The sequence below is a fragment of the Roseobacter sp. SK209-2-6 genome (genome assembly GCF_000169455.1).
Taxonomy (GTDB): domain Bacteria; phylum Pseudomonadota; class Alphaproteobacteria; order Rhodobacterales; family Rhodobacteraceae; genus Pseudophaeobacter.
Genome location: NZ_AAYC01000002.1, coordinates 77,718 through 94,424, shown reverse-complemented (window position 1 = coordinate 94,424; position 16,707 = coordinate 77,718). Strand labels below are relative to the sequence as shown.

Sequence of the window (16,707 nt, the reverse complement as noted above, 5' to 3'; positions counted from 1 at the left end):
TTTGAACCGTTTGAAGAGGTCCAAGCGCACTAACTCCTTGCTTTGCGCGGAAAGCGCCATTTGCAAACTTTGCCATTTGATGCCTGCGGCAAAGGTTTTGTGTTGCAGTGCAATTCGCCATTTCTGCTGCGCGCTGTGACGGCGAGGTTCTGGAGATGATGAGCTCACACCGTGCTTACCTTGCCGCCGTTTCCCTACCTAGTATTTTCTGATCTAGCATTCGCTCGAGGCTGCTGCGTGATTTTCACGGTGAAGCAGGACGGTCGCCAACTCTGCCATTGAAAGACAGCCCGAAGAGGGCAAATCAAATCTACCCTTTCGCAGAAATTCCAAATAGCAGGGGCGCAACTCAACCTAGGAGGAGGGGTTTCACGACTAACCCCAAGTCCCTAAGCTTCTTGATATTGGGGGGGGGGAGTTTCGGAACGAGTAGCTTGGCGCCCACGGCTTACCTATGGGTGGATGGCGGCTCTACGACATCTCTAATCTGAGCCTAAGCAATGACGCCTGTGCCCGGCCAATAAAGGCTTTTTACAGATCAGGGAGTGAGCGAACCGACCCAGATGGTGGTGTCGAACGGCCGCCGACCAAGCGGAAAACATGGGAAATGCAATCTTACAAAAACGTAAGGAAGCGGCAGAGACCCTGTAAGAATGACAACTTAGTTTCTTCTCATCGCCCAGGGGCAATGGATGAAAGGAAACGAAATGTTCAAGTACTACATCGCAGGGACGCTTTGCTTAGCAACAGCAATTGCCGCCAGTAGTGCATTGGCCGAAAGCATGACCTCGCTCTCTGATGTGCTGGATGTACCAATAAAGTTCGGGCAGGTGGTCGAAGTTGCCTCCAGTCATGCAGAAGGCGACCTGTTGGAAGTTTCCCGCGAGGAATTCGCAGGACAGCAGATATATTTGGTCACCTTGGCAACGGAAACAAAACTGACCGACCTCGCCATTAGCGCCAATGATGGTTCGGTTCTTGCAACCTCCGTCCAGACAACAGCGACACCAGAGATCATGGAAGAACTCATTGCCATGGAGATCGAGGAAGAGCTGGAGTTCTTTGATGCAGTGGGAGATGCCGACGGGTTTGCACTCTATGAGACCGCCGTCAAATTCAATTCTTGCGAGAAAAACTAAGCGGAACAAACCGCACTCCCCCAGCCAAATGGCTACCTCGTGCAGTTCGCGTCAATGTTCCCTCTCTGAACGTGATGCGAACTGCAAATTTGAGCCAGTTTTAAAATGTCAAAAGAGCCTTAAGCTCTTGAAGGAGAATACAAACATGCGAACTCTTGTGATCGGATGTATTGCAGTTCTTGGCGTCAGCGCCTGCAGCCAGACCTTTGAGGATCCTCTGTTGGTAGACGGGCCGAAATCACCTCTTTTTGAGTCTGATTTGGCCCAGTGCAGGCAGATTTCTGCCAATCACACACAGGATCAAGTCAAGACACCAGCCTTGCAAGGGGCCGCTATTGGCGCGGTCGTTGGCGCGCTGGACAGCACAGATGGTGACCGGGTTGATGATGCCTTGATTGGGGCTGTGATCGGCGGCGGAATTGGTGCCTTGGAGGGCACTGTGGAACAGGACGAAGCACGTAGAAAGATCTTGCTGCGCTGCATGCAGGGGCGTGGCCACCGGGTACTAGCCTGAGTGCTGGCCTGAGTACTAGCCTGAGTACTGGCCTATACCCATTGGGCAAATCCCAGTATTTGGACGCAGGTTCAGCAGTCTCTGGGCTGGACCTGCCGACAGAGCACCATTAGCTGTGAATTGCAGCTCTGCACAGGAGCTACCGGATTGGAGATGAGATGCGCGTTTTACTCCTGGAAGATGACGGAGAAATCGGAAAGTGGACCATCAAAGGCCTCATGACTGCGGGGCATGTGGTGGATTGGCTGGAGAGCGGCCGAGATGCGCTCTTGAGTGCGACGACCAGAGACTACGATGTCCTGATCCTTGATCGCATGACACCAGAAATGGATGGGCTATCCGTTTTAAAGACCCTTCGCGCTGCAAAAGTGATGACACCGGCCCTCTTGCTGACAGCCATGGGGGAGGTTGAAGACCGTGTTGAGGGGCTTGAGGCGGGGGCAGATGACTACCTCAGCAAACCTTTTGCCATGACCGAGCTGCTGGCCCGTATCACCGCTCTTTCTCGCAGACGCCAAGGAGAGGCCACAACCACACTTACCAAGCTGGAACATAAGGGGTTGGAGCTCGATATTCTTGCGCAGAAATGCAGCTATAAAGGGGAGATTATCCCCTTGAACCCCAAGGAATTTAAGCTACTCGAAGTTCTGATGCGTAGCAAAGGCCGGGTACAAACCCGCGCGATGCTGTTGGAGCGTGTTTGGGACATCAACTTCGATCCTGCTACAAGCGTTGTTGAAACACATATGAGCCGATTACGGAATAAAGTAGAAAAACCTTTTGATCTTAAGCTCATAACCACCGTGCGTGGGGCCGGTTATGTCTTTGGTGATTAAGCGGCTCTTCAGAATGAGTGCGTTGCGCCAGACCTTGGCGCAGTCGCTCTGTTTCTTAGTATTGCTTAGCATCGGTGGCTTTGCGCTCGAGAGTTTCTTGACCCGGGAACTACAGGCGGAGATCGACCGGGATCTGCGCCACCAATTCAGTGAACTAGAGGCGCGTCTAGCGGAGGGGAAGTTCTCTGATCTGATGTTGAAGCAGGAGGATTTATTCCTGCAGGTAGAGGAAGGTTACGGGCTAATAACCTCCACAGGAGAACTGTCAGGTCCGCTCGTCTCCACTGTGTTTAACCAGGCCGGGTTGCGGACCATTTTCTACGAAGAGCTTTTTAACAAAGCGGTCATTCAAGACTATGAGACCGCCATAGACATCATTGAAAACAGTGATGATGAGGACTTGCTACTCTCCTATGAGCTCCCATTTGATGGAGAGTTTGGCGAGCAATGGCGCGTGCTGAGTGGCCCGGTAGCGGGAGGGGAGCTGATTGTCTTCCTGCCGGCCTTCAGTAGTTTTGCCCTTGAGTTGCAAACTGTTATTCTGATTGCTGTTGCATTGCTGTCCGTGCCGGCATTGGCAGTTGGCGTGTTCTTTGGTTGGCGTGCACAGAAACGTTTGGATCGCATTGCCAGCGGCTACGCCAGAATTGCAGATGGTGACCTCAGCGTGCGAATGGCCCCCAAAATCATTCGCGATGATCTGGATCTGCTTGCCTCACGCATTGATGAAGCAACTGTGCGGCTGCAGGGTTCCCTGCGTCAGATGTCTGAATTTTCGGCCAATATCGCTCACGATTTGCGCACACCACTGACAAGGCTGCAACTGCACTTGGATAGCGGCGCCCATCCGGATCAGGCTTTTCTGGATTCTGCCATTGGCCAGGCCAATCGTATCGTAAAGATTTTTGATGCCATTCAGCGGATTGCCCGCCTGCGCACGCGGGAGCGACGCGCCAAGTTCAAACAAGTCGATCTAGGCGAGGTTGCTGAACAGGCAATGGAGATCTATAGCGCGGTGGCTGAGGATGCGGACCGGCACCTGACTTGTCGGGTCATCGATCCGGCAGTCATTGATGGGGATCCCGAGTTGCTGCTGCAAATGACCGCCAATCTGGTCGAGAACGCCATCCGCCATTGCGACGCTGCCGACAGCATCTCCATTCGGGTCGAGGGGCCATTGCTAAGCATATCCGACAACGGCCCCGGAATTCCGCCAGATCAGCGAGAAAAAGTACTGGAGCCCATGTACAGGCTGGACCGTAGCCGCACTTCCAATGGGTCCGGTCTGGGGCTGGCTATGGTCAAAGCAATCACTGATCTCCACGATGCCGACTTGCAGCTTTCGGAATCTGAGAATGGCAAGGGCCTCTGCGTTAGCATTCGTTTCACGAAATAAACTAGGTTGGCTCCATTTCTCGGGCGAAACCCCTACGCTGACTTTCGTCATGCGCAATTTCTCAATCCTGTGCCATTCTTCCAGGCTGAGTTGATTGTATGAAACCCGGTCCGGCTTTTAACCAATTTGCAGCCTTTCTAAGATGGATCAGGCTTTCAATTAGAGCGCTATTCTCACTGGATCTGTTTCGCAGTCATCCGCTTCATCTGGGGCCACCAAGCCTGGTGTCGAACGGAAGCATTCAGAGTTGCAGAAGATCAACCTTTTGTGAATGCCTGCAGACATTTCTGCCGCCGCCTAAATTGCATTGAGGTGGATGACTTCATACTTGAAAGCCTAGGCCATGCCGCTAGACCTCGCGACTTTGTAGAGGGTGCTTTTGCGCGTCGCTGGCCTGCGATCGAGGTGCAGCATTGCCCTGGTCAGTCGACCAGATTTGTAGATCCGCTTTCGGGAAAGCAACCATAGATTTTCGCACCAACAGATTCTACGGAGCGGCATCACTTGTCTACGACCGCTGCAGGGCTGTGAGCTAGAGCCCGCTCAGTATGCGAACATGCTACAGACCACTTGCGGAGCCTGTACAAGTCAACAGAGTGTCCACTTTATCGTTTTTCTACTTTGTGGTGTAGGTCGGCCATAGCAAAAGTAGGATCTTCCCTAAACTCTTGACCATGGAAAATTTCCGTACTACCTACCATTTAGGCTGTAGACGCCTGCCTCCCGCTGACGAATGTCTTGGTTAAGTTCTGCGACGTAATTCTCTATCTATCTCTTTCCGCATATCGCGCGGATGGTAATGCGGGTCCCATCTCAAACTGCGCGATCAGGCTAGAGAGATATGGGATATGACTGATACCCCCACCAATACATTCACCGATGGACCGCTTGGCACCATCTACCTTAAGACTGCGCTGCCGATCATATTTGTGATGGGGATGAACGGGCTGTTGTCCGTTGCCGATGCGTTGTTTCTGGGCATCTACGTCGGCCCTGATGCGCTTGCGGCTGTCACGTTAATGTTCCCGATTTACATGTTGATTGTGGCGCTCTCCACGCTTGTGGCCAACGGCATGTCGAGCCTTTTGGCGCGCTCTCTCGGCGCAGGCGACATGGAGTCTGCGCGTGCAGTATTTGCAGGGGCGCACGGGTTGGCCCTGGGTTTGAGTGCGGTTCTGATCCTGTTGTTTCTCCAATTGGGCCAACCCATCGCATTGCTTGCTGCTGGTGGGTCAGAGCACTTGGCGCAAATGGGGGTGGTCTATTTGCGGATCACGGTGTTCTTCTCACCGCTTTTATTCGTGTTGTCGGTCAATTCTGACGCGCTGCGCAATGAAGGGCGCGTAGGCTTTATGGCCGCGATGAGCCTGCTGGTCTCACTTGCAAACATCGGGTTCAATTACATGCTGATCGCCATTCTGGATATGGGCGTTGCAGGTTCAGCCTATGGGACAGCCGCGGCACAAATGCTCGCGTTTGCGATCATTTTTGCGTTCAGATTGTTTGGAGACACATCGCTGCGCCCTGCAACGCTACTATCCCATTCCATGCGCGGAAGCTGGGGGCGGATCCTCGCGTTGGGGGCTCCGCAAAGCCTGAACTTCATTGGGCTGGCGCTGGGTTCGGCAGCAATTATTACCGCGCTGCAATGGGTCGGCGGACCAGGCTACGCCGATACAATTACCGCATACGGCATAATAACGCGGGTCATCACATTTACCTTCCTGCCGCTCTTGGGACTGTCCTTTGCCATGCAAACGATCACAGGCAACAACTTTGGCGCCGCCCTTTGGCACAGATCGGATAGGAGCCTGCGCTTGGCCCTTTGGGTCGCGTTCATCTATTGCGTGGTGGTGCAGATCGTCGTGATGCAGATGCCGAGCCAGATCGCCGGCGCCTTCGTGAAGGATGTCGCGGTCATTGATGAAGTGTCACGTATACTCCCGGTCATGGCCAGCGTCTTCTTTCTGGTCGGGCCATTGATGATGATCGCGACCTATTTCCAAGCGATTGGTTCCGCGAGCAAGGCGGCCCTGCTGGGGCTCACGAAAACCTATGCCTTTGCGATCCCATTGACGTTCTTGTTGCCCATCTGGTTCGGTGAAATTGGCATCTGGATCGCGGGCCCATTGGCCGAAGTGATGCTACTTGGTCTAACAATTATGGTGCTCAGGATCGCCGCTCGGGACAGAAAGTTAAAGTGGGGTATATTCCATACCAATCAAGGAGCGGCGTTATGAATGCAAACCCTCCATCTGCGGCCTAGGCATTTGTGAGCCTCCCCACTGAATTGGTCCGCCCCTACAGTTAGGAAACGGAGGGTCAAACAGGGAAAGCAACCTGTCGCCTCATCCAGCGTGTCTACGGGTGCCACACGCCCTGGCCCCCGACATTCGTCTCAGTAAGCGGTCAAGAAATCGCCTTTCAGACGGGAGGTGGCTCTTGGAGCTTCTATTGCCGCAGCATTTTGGCTGGAAACGGTAACTACAATAGCAACATGGGGCAGTAGAAGTGGTTCTTCTACTGATCCGGTTGGCCTTGTTGCAGAACCCAGCAACTGAGCGAGTTTTCCCTTTCCCATTGCGTTCAGGCCGCGCGTTCGACATTGGCCGTGCCGGGTTGGTTGAAGCGGTTCATGAGAGCGATAGGCATGTGGATTTCGGCGGTCTGGCGGTCTGGGTCTCGTGAGGCGATGCGTTCGCCGAAGGGTTACAGGCATCGCATTACCCTGCAGTGCAACACCCAGAGATGTCACGAGAGGGGATCAACAGGTTCAGCGACCCTGCCGCGTGACGGCCCGACATCTGGACGATGATAGAATTCTGGTGTCGGCTCTGGGTCGAAAAGCCGGCACAGGCCAGGCCAACCCGGCCATCCTCAGGATGCTGCACACCACTCCGCCTCGCCATGGTCACTCGGACCAGTGGCGTTCCCGTGGTTCGATTTGCCTCAGCGGCAGGCCGGACAGTATTTTCACCATCAAACAAGACTGGATCGCTGCATCTGAATACACAGCAGGGCGACCCTTGCGACCGGCCCTTGGGGGCCTGCCACACCAGGTCCTTATCCAGCCAGATCAGCAGGGAGCCGCGCCCCGTCAACGCGTCGTTGTAGGACTTCCAGTTCGTCGTGCGGTAGCGGGCGGGTTCAGGCTTTCTCATGCGAGCCTCTTAACCCACCGGATTCTCAGGTGATTCCGAATTGGTCAAATTTTGCAACAATGCCCAGCTAAGCGCGGTTGGGCTTAAGCCTGAAGCATCCATTGGAGAGCGAAGCCACGCTTCTAAGCTTTGCAAGTTGCCTTGACTGAGCTCCCATAGCCGACCGGGGCCTCGACCTTGGGCTGAACGCTACCGTATGTTAGCCGCTTCAGCTCGGGCTCGCGCCCTTACAACACGGCCTCTAGCGCGTCCATCAGCTTTGCCAGTTCTGCCTCGCTGGTATAATGTGTGAAGCTGAGGCGCAGTACACCTTCTTCCGGGTTCACGCCCATGGCTGAGAGGGCACGGACGGCGTAGAAATCGCCGCCGCCAGCCATGATCCCATGTTTGGAAAGTTCCGCCGCCACGGGCGCTGCTGCTCGGTTCAGAGCAAGGGCCACGGTGGGCGCGCGCCTTGCGGCCTCCTTGGGGCCCAGAAGGCGCAGATCATTACGGCTGCTGACCATATCCAGCAAGGGTTGCAGCAGGGTGGTTTCATGATCACGCATCAGGTCATGCACAAACTGCCCCTGCTCTGCCGCTTCTGTGCCGGTGAAGCCGTGATGATCAGCGATGGCCGCAAAAAAGTCAGCGATCCCCGCACAGGCCGCGACCTGAGCATGGTCCGGTCCTGCGGGCGTAAAGCGCTTATAGAGGACATCGGCATTGAAGTAGTGACCCTGATTGGGCAGCAGCTCCCCTAGGTTCCGGCGGATCACCATCACCCCCTGGTGTGGGCCATAGGTCTTATAGGAGGAAAAAAGATAGATATCCGGGCCGATCTCTCCCACATTGGGTAGGCCGTGCGGTGCATAGGACACGCCGTCGACACAGACAAAGGCCCCGGCCGCATGGGAGAGCGCGGTGATCTCTGTCACCGGGTTGATCTCTCCGACCACATTAGAGCAATGGGGAAAACAGACCAGGCGCACTTTCTCGTCCAGCAGGTTTTCCAGATCGTTGGGATCCAGGTGGCCCGAGGCGGGGTCTATCTGCCATTCGCGGATTTCGATCCCCTCTTCCGCCAGTCGGCGCCAGGGGCCGGTGTTGGCCTCATGGTCCTGATTGGTGACGATGATGGCTTCACCGGGTTTCAGGAATTGCCGGAAGGCCTGGGCCAGCACATAGGTGTTCTGCGTGGTGGAGGGACCAAAGCTCACCTCATCACTTTCCACCCCCATGAGGGCGGCCAGACGCTGGCGCGCCTCATCCATTTCGGCTCCGGCGAGCTGCGAAGCCTCATAGGGGGCATAGGGCTGCACCTTACGCTCCGTATAAAACCGGGTCAGGCGGTCAATCACCTGCTGGCAGGTATAAGAGCCACCGGCGTTCTCAAAGAAGGCCTGATCCGCAAGCGCTGCCTGCTGAAAGGCCGGAAATTGAGTGCGTATAAAGTCGATATCCAGCGCCATGAGCCTCTTCCCTTTTTGCAGTGGTGAAATCCATGCAGATCCACAATGGCAAGGTCAAGCACCGAGCTGAGGAAAGCGGCTGGAGAATGCGAAACCTTCTGTGGATGCGCGGTTGAAAAGAAATAAAAAAGGCCCCGGACCTGTGGATCCGGGGCCTCTTGTTTTCAAGTCAATCGGTGCTTCAGCGGCGGCGCCACTGCACCAGACCGATAAAGATCGACAGACACATCAGAACCAGCACGATGGCAAAGGGGAAGCCCGTTGCAATCGCGGCCGCCTGCAGCGCGCCAAGGCCACCACCAAGCAGGAGCACGATCGCAATGGCACCTTCCAGGATACACCAGAACACACGCTGTGCGGTTGGGGCATCGGTCTTGCCGCCTGCGGTGATGGTGTCAATCACCAGCGAGCCAGAGTCCGAGGAGGTGACAAAGAAGACCACCACCAGGATGATGCCAACAAAGGACAGGATGCCGGTCATTGGGAAGCTTTCGAACATCTTGAACATTTTCAGCTCAAGCGCCGCATCCTTCAGTGCCTGACCGCTTTCGCCGCCCAGCATATCCAGTGCTGCACCACCAAAGACGCTCATCCACAGAGCACCAACCACGGTTGGGATCAACAGAACGCAGATCACGAATTCGCGGATGGTACGGCCACGGGAAATGCGCGCGATGAACATGCCGACAAAAGGCGACCAGGAGATCCACCAAGCCCAGTAGAAGGTGGTCCAGCCCTGCATGAAGTTGGTGTCTTCACGGCCGACCCAGTTGCTGAGTTCAGGAAGGTAGATGACGTAGTCCACCAGATTGGTGAAGAAGCCGGTGAAGATCGCCAGGGTTGGGCCTACGATGATGACCAAAACCAAGAGGGCTGCGGCCAGGATCATGTTGGCTTCGGACAGGCGCTTCACACCTTTGTCGAGACCAGCAACAACCGAAACCAGCGCAAAGATCGTGATAATGATGATCAGAGCCACTTTCATGCCATCGGTGACCGGCACATCAAACAGATAGTTCAGACCGGCCAGCGCCTGGGTTGCACCCAGACCAAGCGAGGTTGCCAGACCAAAGATGGTGGCAAAGACGGCCAGAACATCGATGATGTGACCCAGAGGGCCCCAGGTTGCCTTGCCAAAGATCGGATAGAAAACCGAACGCATGGTCAGCGGCAGACCGTGGTTGAAGCTGAAGAAGGCCAGTGCCAGCGCTACAACCGCATAGATCGCCCAGGGGTGCAGCCCCCAGTGGAAGATCGTTGCCGCCATCGCAAGATCTTTGGAGGCAAGCGCATCACCCGCAGCGGCACCCAGAGGCGCCCAGTCGGTGCGGATACCATTCTCGCCTACTGCGGTTCCGCCAATGGAAGAGCCGTAGTGCGAAATCGGCTCGGCGACACCCCAGAAGACAAGACCAATGCCCATGCCTGCGGCAAAGAGCATCGAGAACCAGCCTGCATAGCTGTAATCGGGACGTGCATTGTCGCCGCCCAGACGGATCGACCCATAAGGGGAGACCACCAGAAACAGCGAGAACAGAACAAAGATGTTGCAGGCGATCATGAAGACCCAGTCGAACTGACTGGTTAGCGCTGGACGGAGCCAGCCAAAAAACTCGGCAGCTTGCTCGCGGAAGACCAGCGAAAAGAAAACAAAGGCGATGATGGTGAATGCCGAGACGGCAAAGACCGGATTATGTACATCCAGGCCCATGAATTGGACGTTGTCCTGGCCTGGTTCATACTCGGTGTTTTGGCCGGCTTCGGCGCCGGCCTGCGTTTTATCTGACATATTTCCTCTCCGTTAGACACAGGTGTCAAGCTCATGCGGGAGGAATGGCAAACCGGGACTCTCAGAAAAGACCTGAATTGGATCAAAATCGTCATAAAATGAGAACCAAAAGCGACATATGTCGCTTTTGCAATTGCAAGCGCCGCAAAACAAATCCAACAAGAGCACCGCATATTTCCTTGATTTCAAATGATTTTTTAAATCATGAATTAAATTTTTGTATCGCCAAACAACTATGTGTTTTGCGACACAAAAAACGGCCACCCCTTTCGGAGCGACCGTTTACTGCACCAGCTAGACCCGAAATCAGCCGTTCAGATCGACAACAACGCGTCCCTTGACCTGGCCCTTCAGGATGCCCGCACCCAGCTCTGGCAGATCCGACAATGTGGCTGGTTGCACCATGGCTTCCAGCTTCTCCATCGGGAGGTCTGTTGCCAGACGCTGCCAGGCACGCTGACGGTCTTCAAAGGGGCGCATCACAGAGTCGATGCCCAGGAGGTTGACGCCGCGCAGCAGGAAGGGAATGACTGTCGCAGGTAGGCCAGCGCCACCGGCAAGGCCAACCGCCGCAACTGAGGCGCCATATTTCATCTGGCCCAGAACACGGGCCAGCATCTCACCTCCCACGGCATCAATACATCCCGCCCAGGTTTCTGTTTCCAAGGGGCGTTTCACCGTCTCGTTCAGCTCTTCACGGGCGACAATCTGGCTGGCACCCAGCTCGCGCAGGTAATCTGCGGTTTCCGGGCGACCGGTCACGCCTGCGACCTCATAGCCGAGATTGGCCAGAATGGCAGTCGCGACGGAGCCAACACCGCCGGCCGCGCCAGTCACCAGAACGGGCCCTTGGCCCGGTTCCAGACCGTGATCTTCCAGCGCCATGACCGAAAGCATGGCGGTAAAGCCTGCGGTCCCGACCGCCATGGCCTGGCGCGCATCCAGCCCTTCGGGCAGCGGCACCAACCAATCCGCTTTGACGCGGGCCTTCTGTCCATAGCCACCCCAATGCATCTCTCCAACGCGCCAGCCGGTCAGGACCACCTTGTCGCCGGGCTTGTAGCGGTCATCATCGCTGGCTTCGACCGTGCCTGCAAAATCGATACCGGGCACATGCGGGTAATTGCGCACCAAACCACCGCCCTTGGGGCTGAGGCAGAGGCCGTCCTTGTAGTTCACGGTGGAATATTCCACCGCAACGGTCACATCGCCTGCGGGCAGCTGATCTTCGCTCAGCTCCTTGATGGCGGCTGCGGCCAGCCCGCTTTCTTCGTCTTTTTCCATGACCAATGCTTTGAACATTGCATATCTCCTGTCTTGTAGTCGCCCCTTCTGGGGGCTTCATTTTCCTTGGCGCCGCTAGCGCCAGAATTTTTCATGAACAACAGCCGGGCGCATACCGGCGGGTGTTTCCACCTCCAGTGCCGTCCCCGCATCCCAATGGGACCGCTCCACCATCGCGATAGAGACATTGGTGGCAAAGTCTGGCGACCAGGTTGCCGTTGTCACCTGCCCCACCCTTTTGCCACCTGCGACCAAAGGCCAGGGCGCTGTGATCGGGGGAATGTCGCCGGTGATCTCGACTGCGCGGATCTGTTGCTTGGGTTCCGCCCGCGCCAAAAGACCGGCCTTGCCGATATAGTCGCGGGGTGAGTTCACGAATTTGCCCAAACCGCATTCAAACGGCGTGTTGTCCTGCGTCATGTCATTGCCATAGCTGAGCAGACCGCCCTCAACGCGCTCTTTGGTGGAGGGGCAGCCAGCCCGCACCTCCAGATCCTCACCCGCCTGCATCAACATGTCCCACAGCGGCATGCCATAATCGCTGCCTTCAACGTAGATCTCGAAACCGCCCTGTTTGGAGTAGCCAGAGCGCGCAACGACAAAGCTGGTGTCCTGAAAGGCCATCCGCTTATAGCGGAAGAACCGGATGTCACGGACTTCTTCGCCAAAGACCCGCGCCATCAGCGCATCGGATTTTGGCCCCTGAACGGCCAATGGGCTGACGTCTGGTTCCCAGACCCGCACCTCCAGCGCCAGAGCATCTACAACGCCCAGCACATATTGCAGATAATCGCTGTCAGCGAGTGAAATCCAAAAATGATCTTCCGCAAGCTTGACCAGCACCGGATCATTCAGCATTCCACCGTTCCGGTCGATTGCCGGCATATAATAGCATTGGTCCGGCGCCATCTTGTCCAGATCACGCGGGCTGAGCATATCCAGCAGGCGCCGTGCATCCGGCCCCTGTACCGCGACCTGACGCTCGCAGGAGACATCCCAAACCTGAACATGGGATTTGAGATGGCGATAGTCCTCCTCCTCGCTGGCAAAGACCGAAGGAAGGATCATACGGTTATAAACCGTGCAGACAGACATGCCCGCGGCCTCAACCCCTTGAGAGAAGGGTGTGCGACGGACCCGGCGTGATGGAAAGATTGAAGCCATCTAGGCGAACTCCAACAGATTTGTTGCAGAGGGCCGGATGAACCGGCCCACCTTGGGATTGGGTCAGCGTGGACCGTGCCAGTCGATCTGGCAGATCTCGGCGGAGCGGCCGTCGAAATCCCAGACCCGACCAAAGGCGCGCACCCGGCCCTTGGTTGCGGTGGCGACGGTGATGTCGGGGCCCATCCAATATTCGGTATTGGTGACAACGATATCCTTGCCATCTTTGCCCTCAACCGGCACCACAGCGCCCTGGATCTTCTTGCCCACCATCAGGCGACGTTCCTTGCCCTCGGTCTCAAAGGTGACCGGCGCGCGTTCGGCGCCCAGGAACTCGCTGACCAGCATGGCAAACAGGCCGGTTGTTCCGCGTGCGGCGCCAGAGAAGATGGCAACCAGCGCGTCATAGGCCTCTTCCGAGGCGCGGTCATCGATAAAGGCCGCTGCCTTCCAGTTGCCGCGCCCCATATTGCCAGGGATCTCCAGGAACAGGCCGACATTCAGACCCGAAAGGTCGACGCCGCCATATTCGCCTTCGTCAATGCGCACCCCGGCCCAGGCCTGGCAATGGCCTTCGGTGGGCGGGTGCTGGCCCAGCGAGACAACGCAGGGGCAGAAGACGGTGCAATTACAGTTGAGGATCAGCTCCCCCTTGATGGTCCAAGGCACCGTGCCGTCAAAATCCAAAGCCATTTCACTCTCCCTTTCTAAATCAGGTTCAACAGGATCAGCCCGGCCCAGCCGCAAAGCACCAGCCCCAGGGGCTTGGTTGCATAGCGGCCCAGATCGGGCAGTTTTTCAAAAACCATTATGAGGGTCGCAAGCCCCATAAAGGCGATGTTCATTACGCCGCCGGCAAAGGCCAGGAGCATCAGCGCCCAGCAGCACCCCAGGCAGACCAGACCCAGGCGCAACCCGTTGCGCAGCGGCCCCTCCTCCCAGTACTGCATGAAGAAGATCAGCGGACGGCGGCATTTGCTGAGGCAGGCTTCCTTGGCGGGTGAGAATTGGTAGAGCCCCGCGATGAGCAGCAGCGCCGCACTCAGCAGCCTCGACTGGCTGTCACCAAAGGCGGAAATCAGCTCCCAACGGTACAACCCCAGCTGCAGCGCTGCGGCAAAGACGGAAAAGCCAAACCAGACCGCGATATAGGCCCCCACCAAGAGGCCAAAGCTGGTTTCAGCCCGCGTATGGGACAGGTCCTCATAGGTGGCAAATGCCGGTAGTGCTGTCGGCGCCATCATCGCAAAGGACATCAGCATCCACATCATCAGGATCCGCAGATAACCCGCCGCATCCGGCGTCACCAGACAAAGGTCGCGCCAGAAGTCAGCACCATAGATCGCCCCAGCAAGACGCAGATCCTGCGGCACCGCCATCAGGTAGAGCAAGATCCAGGATCCCAGGATCAACCCAAAGAGCGCCAGCCAGTGCCAGCCTCCCATAGTACGGATGCGTTCAGCCATCAGGGCTTTCATTACGGCCTCCAAACGTGTCATCTGCCGACTCAGGTCTTGTATTTTTAAATGTCAGACTTTTAAATGTCAGACAAATAAAATCTGCACTCCCGGTCATTTTGGCCGCGACGTCAGAAGAGCGGTCAGGAGAGAACCGGATGAAGATTGACCCCAAGAGCGCCGGGGATCTGTCGGCGCAGATCGCCAAGGCGCTGCGCGATGCCATCATCGCCGGTGAGCTGATCGTGGATGAGCGCCTGCCCTCCGAAGCGGAGCTGGCAGATCACTTTCAGGTTTCGCGCCCCACGGTGCGCGAGGCGCTGAAACGGCTGGCAGCGCAATCCCTGATCCGTACCCAGCGCGGCGCCGCCGGTGGCGCCTTTGTCAACCGGATCAGCTTTGAAGATGCCTACGTGCAGCAGATCACCACCTCCACCCTGCTGCTGAGCATGAATGAGGTGAGTTTTGACACCGCCTGTGAAGCCCGATTTGCGCTGGAACGCGCCTGCGCACCCCTCTCTGCAGAGCGGCGCAATGCGGATCAGCTGGCGACCATGCGGGCCGAGATTTTCCGTCAGAACCAGCCCGGCCTCACGGATGAGGCCTTTTGTGCCTCGGATGTGGCCTTTCACCGGGCTCTGGTGGACGGGGCTTCCAATCCGGTACTCTCTTATCAATTGGCTGGCGCGGTTGAGGCCATGCAGCCCTTGATGAATATGATCACCTTCACCGCCCGCGACCGCGAACGCATTGTCGAGCTGCATGGACAGATCGCGGATGCCATCGAGATCCGCGACGCCGAAGCAGCAGACCGCGCCCTGGCAGAGCTGACCACCTATACGCTGGAGCTGGGCACCAAGGCCATGGCGGCCCGTGATGCACAGCGTCAGCAACCTAAATGATCATCCGGCAGAAACAGGCCATCGAAGCCACGGATCGCTTTGTGCATTGGGGCAATGGCACCAGCCACCGGATGCTGGTGGAGGAAGACGGCATGGGTTTTACCCTGTGCCACACCATCGTGCATGCGGGCACCACGACCCGGCTGCAGTATCAAGACCATCTGGAAGCCTGCTATTGCATCGCCGGTTCCGGCTGGGTGGAAGAGGTGAATGGCGCCCACCATCCCATTGAGATCGGGACATTATATGCCCTGGACCAACATGATGACCATATACTAACAGCCGCAGCGGATGCGGATCTGGTTCTGGTCAGTGTCTTTAATCCCCCGCTGACCGGTCAGGAAACCCACAGCCCAGATGCAGAAGGCCCATCCGGCTACTAAATGCCGCCTTGGACCTGCCAGAAGCCCTTGCAAATCCTTCCGTCTCATCCTATTTCAAGGATGTTCCCTCGGGAACTATGGACATAAATGCGCTCGTAATAAACGGATCGGACCCGGGGGCGGTACCCGGCGACTCCACCAACCATGCTTCATTTGGGCATCAAGGGGTCGAAATAGGATCGACGGACGTCTAAAGGGGTTAGCTTTGTCTCGGCTGTCTGCCACCGTTATCGGCGAAAACTGTACAATTGCAAATGACAATCGTGCTCCGGCAATGGCTCTGGCTGCGTAAGCAGTTCGGGTCGCCGAAACTAAGTCCTCTCGCCTAGCCGCGTGAGGCGGGGTTCGCAGGTACCTGGCAACAGAAACCTGCACTTTAACCTGCTTGCACTTTCCCGCTCCTCCCTATCTTCCTGCCCTGGAAAGAAAACTCCGCTTGAAACAGTGATTGGTTGAGCGCGGAACCGACGCGGCAAGCCCAATTTGCAAAAGATATGCGGATGCCCGCCCCACAAGTTAACCTAACGTCATCCTCATATTCTTAAGGGCTTTTGCGTTTGTACTTGCTTCACGCATGTGGTTAAGGAAAAATTCGCATTTCGCACGCACCTTTTCTTCGACGACTAAGGAAGATCCAATGACCAAGGCTGAGATCCTGTTGAGCTGGCTGAATGCCGCCTTTGGCGAGCATAGCCGATCCGCTCTTGATCTCTGGATGACAGAGGATGCAACTGTGCAGGGGCTGCTGACGCAGGTTCCGGTGGAAAAACGCGAACTCGGTGATCTGGTGCCAGCCCTGGCCAGCCAGACAGGCCCCTCTCAGTACCGTATTGGCCTGACCATCGAAGAAGGCGATTGGATTGCCGCCAAAGTGATCCTGATGACCTCCTCTTTGGAAACCGGCGAAGCATTCGAGATAACAGACCACATGATGGTGCGTTTTGAGGGTGACAAGATCGCCGAAGTCCAGAGTCATGCGGATTATGTCACCCTGTTCGAAAAACAGGGTCTGCTGCCACCAGAGACCCTGGCCAGTTGCCTATCGGGTCAAAAGCTGGTCTTGAAGTAAGGCACTGAAGCCGAACCCTATGGGCCAGGGTCGCTGCACAGTCGCGTTCCAAGCTGGACATCTCCGCCGCATCTTTTTATGACAGAAACCCTGGGGAGTGCCGCGAACGCCCCGTGAGGCGCCAAGCCCAAGGTTCGCATGTTCACCCTTGCGCGCGAGGAG

Annotated in this window: 14 protein-coding genes, 1 other RNA gene and 2 pseudogenes; 9 read left to right on the top strand and 8 right to left on the bottom strand. The window is 56.5% G+C overall.

The features are described from left to right. Window positions 1-692: 692 nt before the first annotated feature. The 5 genes from RSK20926_RS03635 to RSK20926_RS03615 all read left to right on the top strand — a co-directional run bounded on the left by RSK20926_RS03635 (window position 693) and on the right by RSK20926_RS03615 (window position 6,125). Window positions 693-1,139: a hypothetical protein gene (locus RSK20926_RS03635; RefSeq protein ID WP_157133033.1), complete on the top strand. Its 447-nt coding sequence runs from the start codon at window positions 693-695 to the stop codon at window positions 1,137-1,139. Window positions 1,140-1,284: 145 nt separating this feature from the next. After that, on the top strand, window positions 1,285-1,653 hold the full coding sequence (locus tag RSK20926_RS03630; protein ID WP_008204461.1) for a glycine zipper family protein: 369 nt from the start codon (window positions 1,285-1,287) through the stop codon (window positions 1,651-1,653). Window positions 1,654-1,811: 158 nt separating this feature from the next. Continuing rightward, window positions 1,812-2,489 carry a winged helix-turn-helix domain-containing protein gene (locus RSK20926_RS03625; RefSeq protein ID WP_008204459.1) on the top strand — a complete coding sequence of 226 codons (678 nt, stop codon included), beginning with the start codon at window positions 1,812-1,814 and terminating at the stop codon, window positions 2,487-2,489. 13 nt (window positions 2,490-2,502) lie between these two features. Further along, window positions 2,503-3,885, top strand: coding sequence for a sensor histidine kinase (locus RSK20926_RS03620; protein ID WP_037253686.1), 1,383 nt, complete (start codon window positions 2,503-2,505; stop codon window positions 3,883-3,885). Window positions 3,886-4,733: 848 nt separating this feature from the next. After that, the gene (locus tag RSK20926_RS03615) at window positions 4,734-6,125 is read left to right on the top strand and encodes an MATE family efflux transporter (RefSeq protein ID WP_008204455.1); all 1,392 of its coding nucleotides are present in this window, start codon (window positions 4,734-4,736) and stop codon (window positions 6,123-6,125) included. Between the two features lie 346 nt (window positions 6,126-6,471). Here the strand turns inward: RSK20926_RS03615 and RSK20926_RS23470 are convergent. From RSK20926_RS23470 to RSK20926_RS03580, 8 genes and pseudogenes are all read right to left on the bottom strand, one after another. After that, window positions 6,472-6,591 (bottom strand): annotated as a pseudogene (locus RSK20926_RS23470) (IS5/IS1182 family transposase); the annotation flags it as partial. Between the two features lie 41 nt (window positions 6,592-6,632). After that, window positions 6,633-7,046, bottom strand: a pseudogene (locus RSK20926_RS03610) (transposase); the annotation flags it as partial. Between the two features lie 227 nt (window positions 7,047-7,273). Further along, entirely contained in the window at window positions 7,274-8,497 is a 1,224-nt protein-coding gene (locus RSK20926_RS03605; protein WP_008204452.1) for an aminotransferase class V-fold PLP-dependent enzyme, read from the bottom strand. 181 nt (window positions 8,498-8,678) lie between these two features. Further along, window positions 8,679-10,286, bottom strand: coding sequence for a BCCT family transporter (locus RSK20926_RS03600; RefSeq protein WP_008204451.1), 1,608 nt, complete (start codon window positions 10,284-10,286; stop codon window positions 8,679-8,681). Window positions 10,287-10,592: 306 nt separating this feature from the next. Further along, window positions 10,593-11,588 carry an acrylyl-CoA reductase (NADPH) gene (gene acuI / locus RSK20926_RS03595; protein WP_008204450.1) on the bottom strand — a complete coding sequence of 332 codons (996 nt, stop codon included), beginning with the start codon at window positions 11,586-11,588 and terminating at the stop codon, window positions 10,593-10,595. Window positions 11,589-11,645: 57 nt separating this feature from the next. Further along, on the bottom strand, window positions 11,646-12,734 hold the full coding sequence (locus tag RSK20926_RS03590) for a dimethylsulfoniopropionate demethylase (protein WP_008204449.1): 1,089 nt from the start codon (window positions 12,732-12,734) through the stop codon (window positions 11,646-11,648). A gap of 63 nt (window positions 12,735-12,797) precedes the next feature. Further along, complete coding sequence (locus tag RSK20926_RS03585) at window positions 12,798-13,427, bottom strand: DUF1326 domain-containing protein (RefSeq protein WP_008204448.1); 630 nt, start codon at window positions 13,425-13,427, stop codon at window positions 12,798-12,800. A 14-nt stretch (window positions 13,428-13,441) separates the two neighbouring features. Next, on the bottom strand, window positions 13,442-14,212 hold the full coding sequence (locus RSK20926_RS03580) for a DUF2182 domain-containing protein (protein WP_008204446.1): 771 nt from the start codon (window positions 14,210-14,212) through the stop codon (window positions 13,442-13,444). A 137-nt stretch (window positions 14,213-14,349) separates the two neighbouring features. Between RSK20926_RS03580 and RSK20926_RS03575 the strand changes: the two genes are divergently transcribed. The 4 genes from RSK20926_RS03575 to RSK20926_RS03565 all read left to right on the top strand — a co-directional run bounded on the left by RSK20926_RS03575 (window position 14,350) and on the right by RSK20926_RS03565 (window position 16,545). After that, window positions 14,350-15,093, top strand: a complete 744-nt coding sequence (locus RSK20926_RS03575; protein WP_008204445.1) for a FadR/GntR family transcriptional regulator — start codon at window positions 14,350-14,352, stop codon at window positions 15,091-15,093. Further along, a complete protein-coding gene (locus RSK20926_RS03570; RefSeq protein ID WP_008204444.1) occupies window positions 15,090-15,476 on the top strand; it encodes an ectoine synthase in 387 nt (128 codons plus the stop codon). The genes RSK20926_RS03575 and RSK20926_RS03570 overlap by 4 nt, the downstream gene beginning before the upstream one ends. Window positions 15,477-15,499: 23 nt before the next feature. Then, window positions 15,500-15,852, top strand: a transfer-messenger RNA (tmRNA) gene (ssrA, locus tag RSK20926_RS22360). A gap of 261 nt (window positions 15,853-16,113) precedes the next feature. After that, a complete protein-coding gene (locus tag RSK20926_RS03565; RefSeq protein WP_008204443.1) occupies window positions 16,114-16,545 on the top strand; it encodes a nuclear transport factor 2 family protein in 432 nt (143 codons plus the stop codon). Window positions 16,546-16,707 lie beyond the last annotated feature (162 nt).

What these genes read in the sequence shown, in the direction of transcription:
- acuI (WP_008204450.1), bottom strand. Translation starts at nt 11,588, where the DNA reads ATGTTCAAAGCATTGGTCATGGAAAAAGACGAAGAAAGCGGGCTGGCC.
- RSK20926_RS03590 (WP_008204449.1), bottom strand. Translation starts at nt 12,734, where the DNA reads ATGGCTTCAATCTTTCCATCACGCCGGGTCCGTCGCACACCCTTCTCT.
- RSK20926_RS03585 (WP_008204448.1), bottom strand. Translation starts at nt 13,427, where the DNA reads ATGGCTTTGGATTTTGACGGCACGGTGCCTTGGACCATCAAGGGGGAG.
- RSK20926_RS03620 (WP_037253686.1), top strand. Translation starts at nt 2,503, where the DNA reads ATGAGTGCGTTGCGCCAGACCTTGGCGCAGTCGCTCTGTTTCTTAGTA.
- RSK20926_RS03580 (WP_008204446.1), bottom strand. Translation starts at nt 14,212, where the DNA reads ATGAAAGCCCTGATGGCTGAACGCATCCGTACTATGGGAGGCTGGCAC.
- RSK20926_RS03600 (WP_008204451.1), bottom strand. Translation starts at nt 10,286, where the DNA reads ATGTCAGATAAAACGCAGGCCGGCGCCGAAGCCGGCCAAAACACCGAG.
- RSK20926_RS03570 (WP_008204444.1), top strand. Translation starts at nt 15,090, where the DNA reads ATGATCATCCGGCAGAAACAGGCCATCGAAGCCACGGATCGCTTTGTG.
- RSK20926_RS03575 (WP_008204445.1), top strand. Translation starts at nt 14,350, where the DNA reads ATGAAGATTGACCCCAAGAGCGCCGGGGATCTGTCGGCGCAGATCGCC.
- RSK20926_RS03565 (WP_008204443.1), top strand. Translation starts at nt 16,114, where the DNA reads ATGACCAAGGCTGAGATCCTGTTGAGCTGGCTGAATGCCGCCTTTGGC.
- RSK20926_RS03635 (WP_157133033.1), top strand. Translation starts at nt 693, where the DNA reads ATGAAAGGAAACGAAATGTTCAAGTACTACATCGCAGGGACGCTTTGC.
- RSK20926_RS03615 (WP_008204455.1), top strand. Translation starts at nt 4,734, where the DNA reads ATGACTGATACCCCCACCAATACATTCACCGATGGACCGCTTGGCACC.
- RSK20926_RS03625 (WP_008204459.1), top strand. Translation starts at nt 1,812, where the DNA reads ATGCGCGTTTTACTCCTGGAAGATGACGGAGAAATCGGAAAGTGGACC.
- RSK20926_RS03630 (WP_008204461.1), top strand. Translation starts at nt 1,285, where the DNA reads ATGCGAACTCTTGTGATCGGATGTATTGCAGTTCTTGGCGTCAGCGCC.
- RSK20926_RS03605 (WP_008204452.1), bottom strand. Translation starts at nt 8,497, where the DNA reads ATGGCGCTGGATATCGACTTTATACGCACTCAATTTCCGGCCTTTCAG.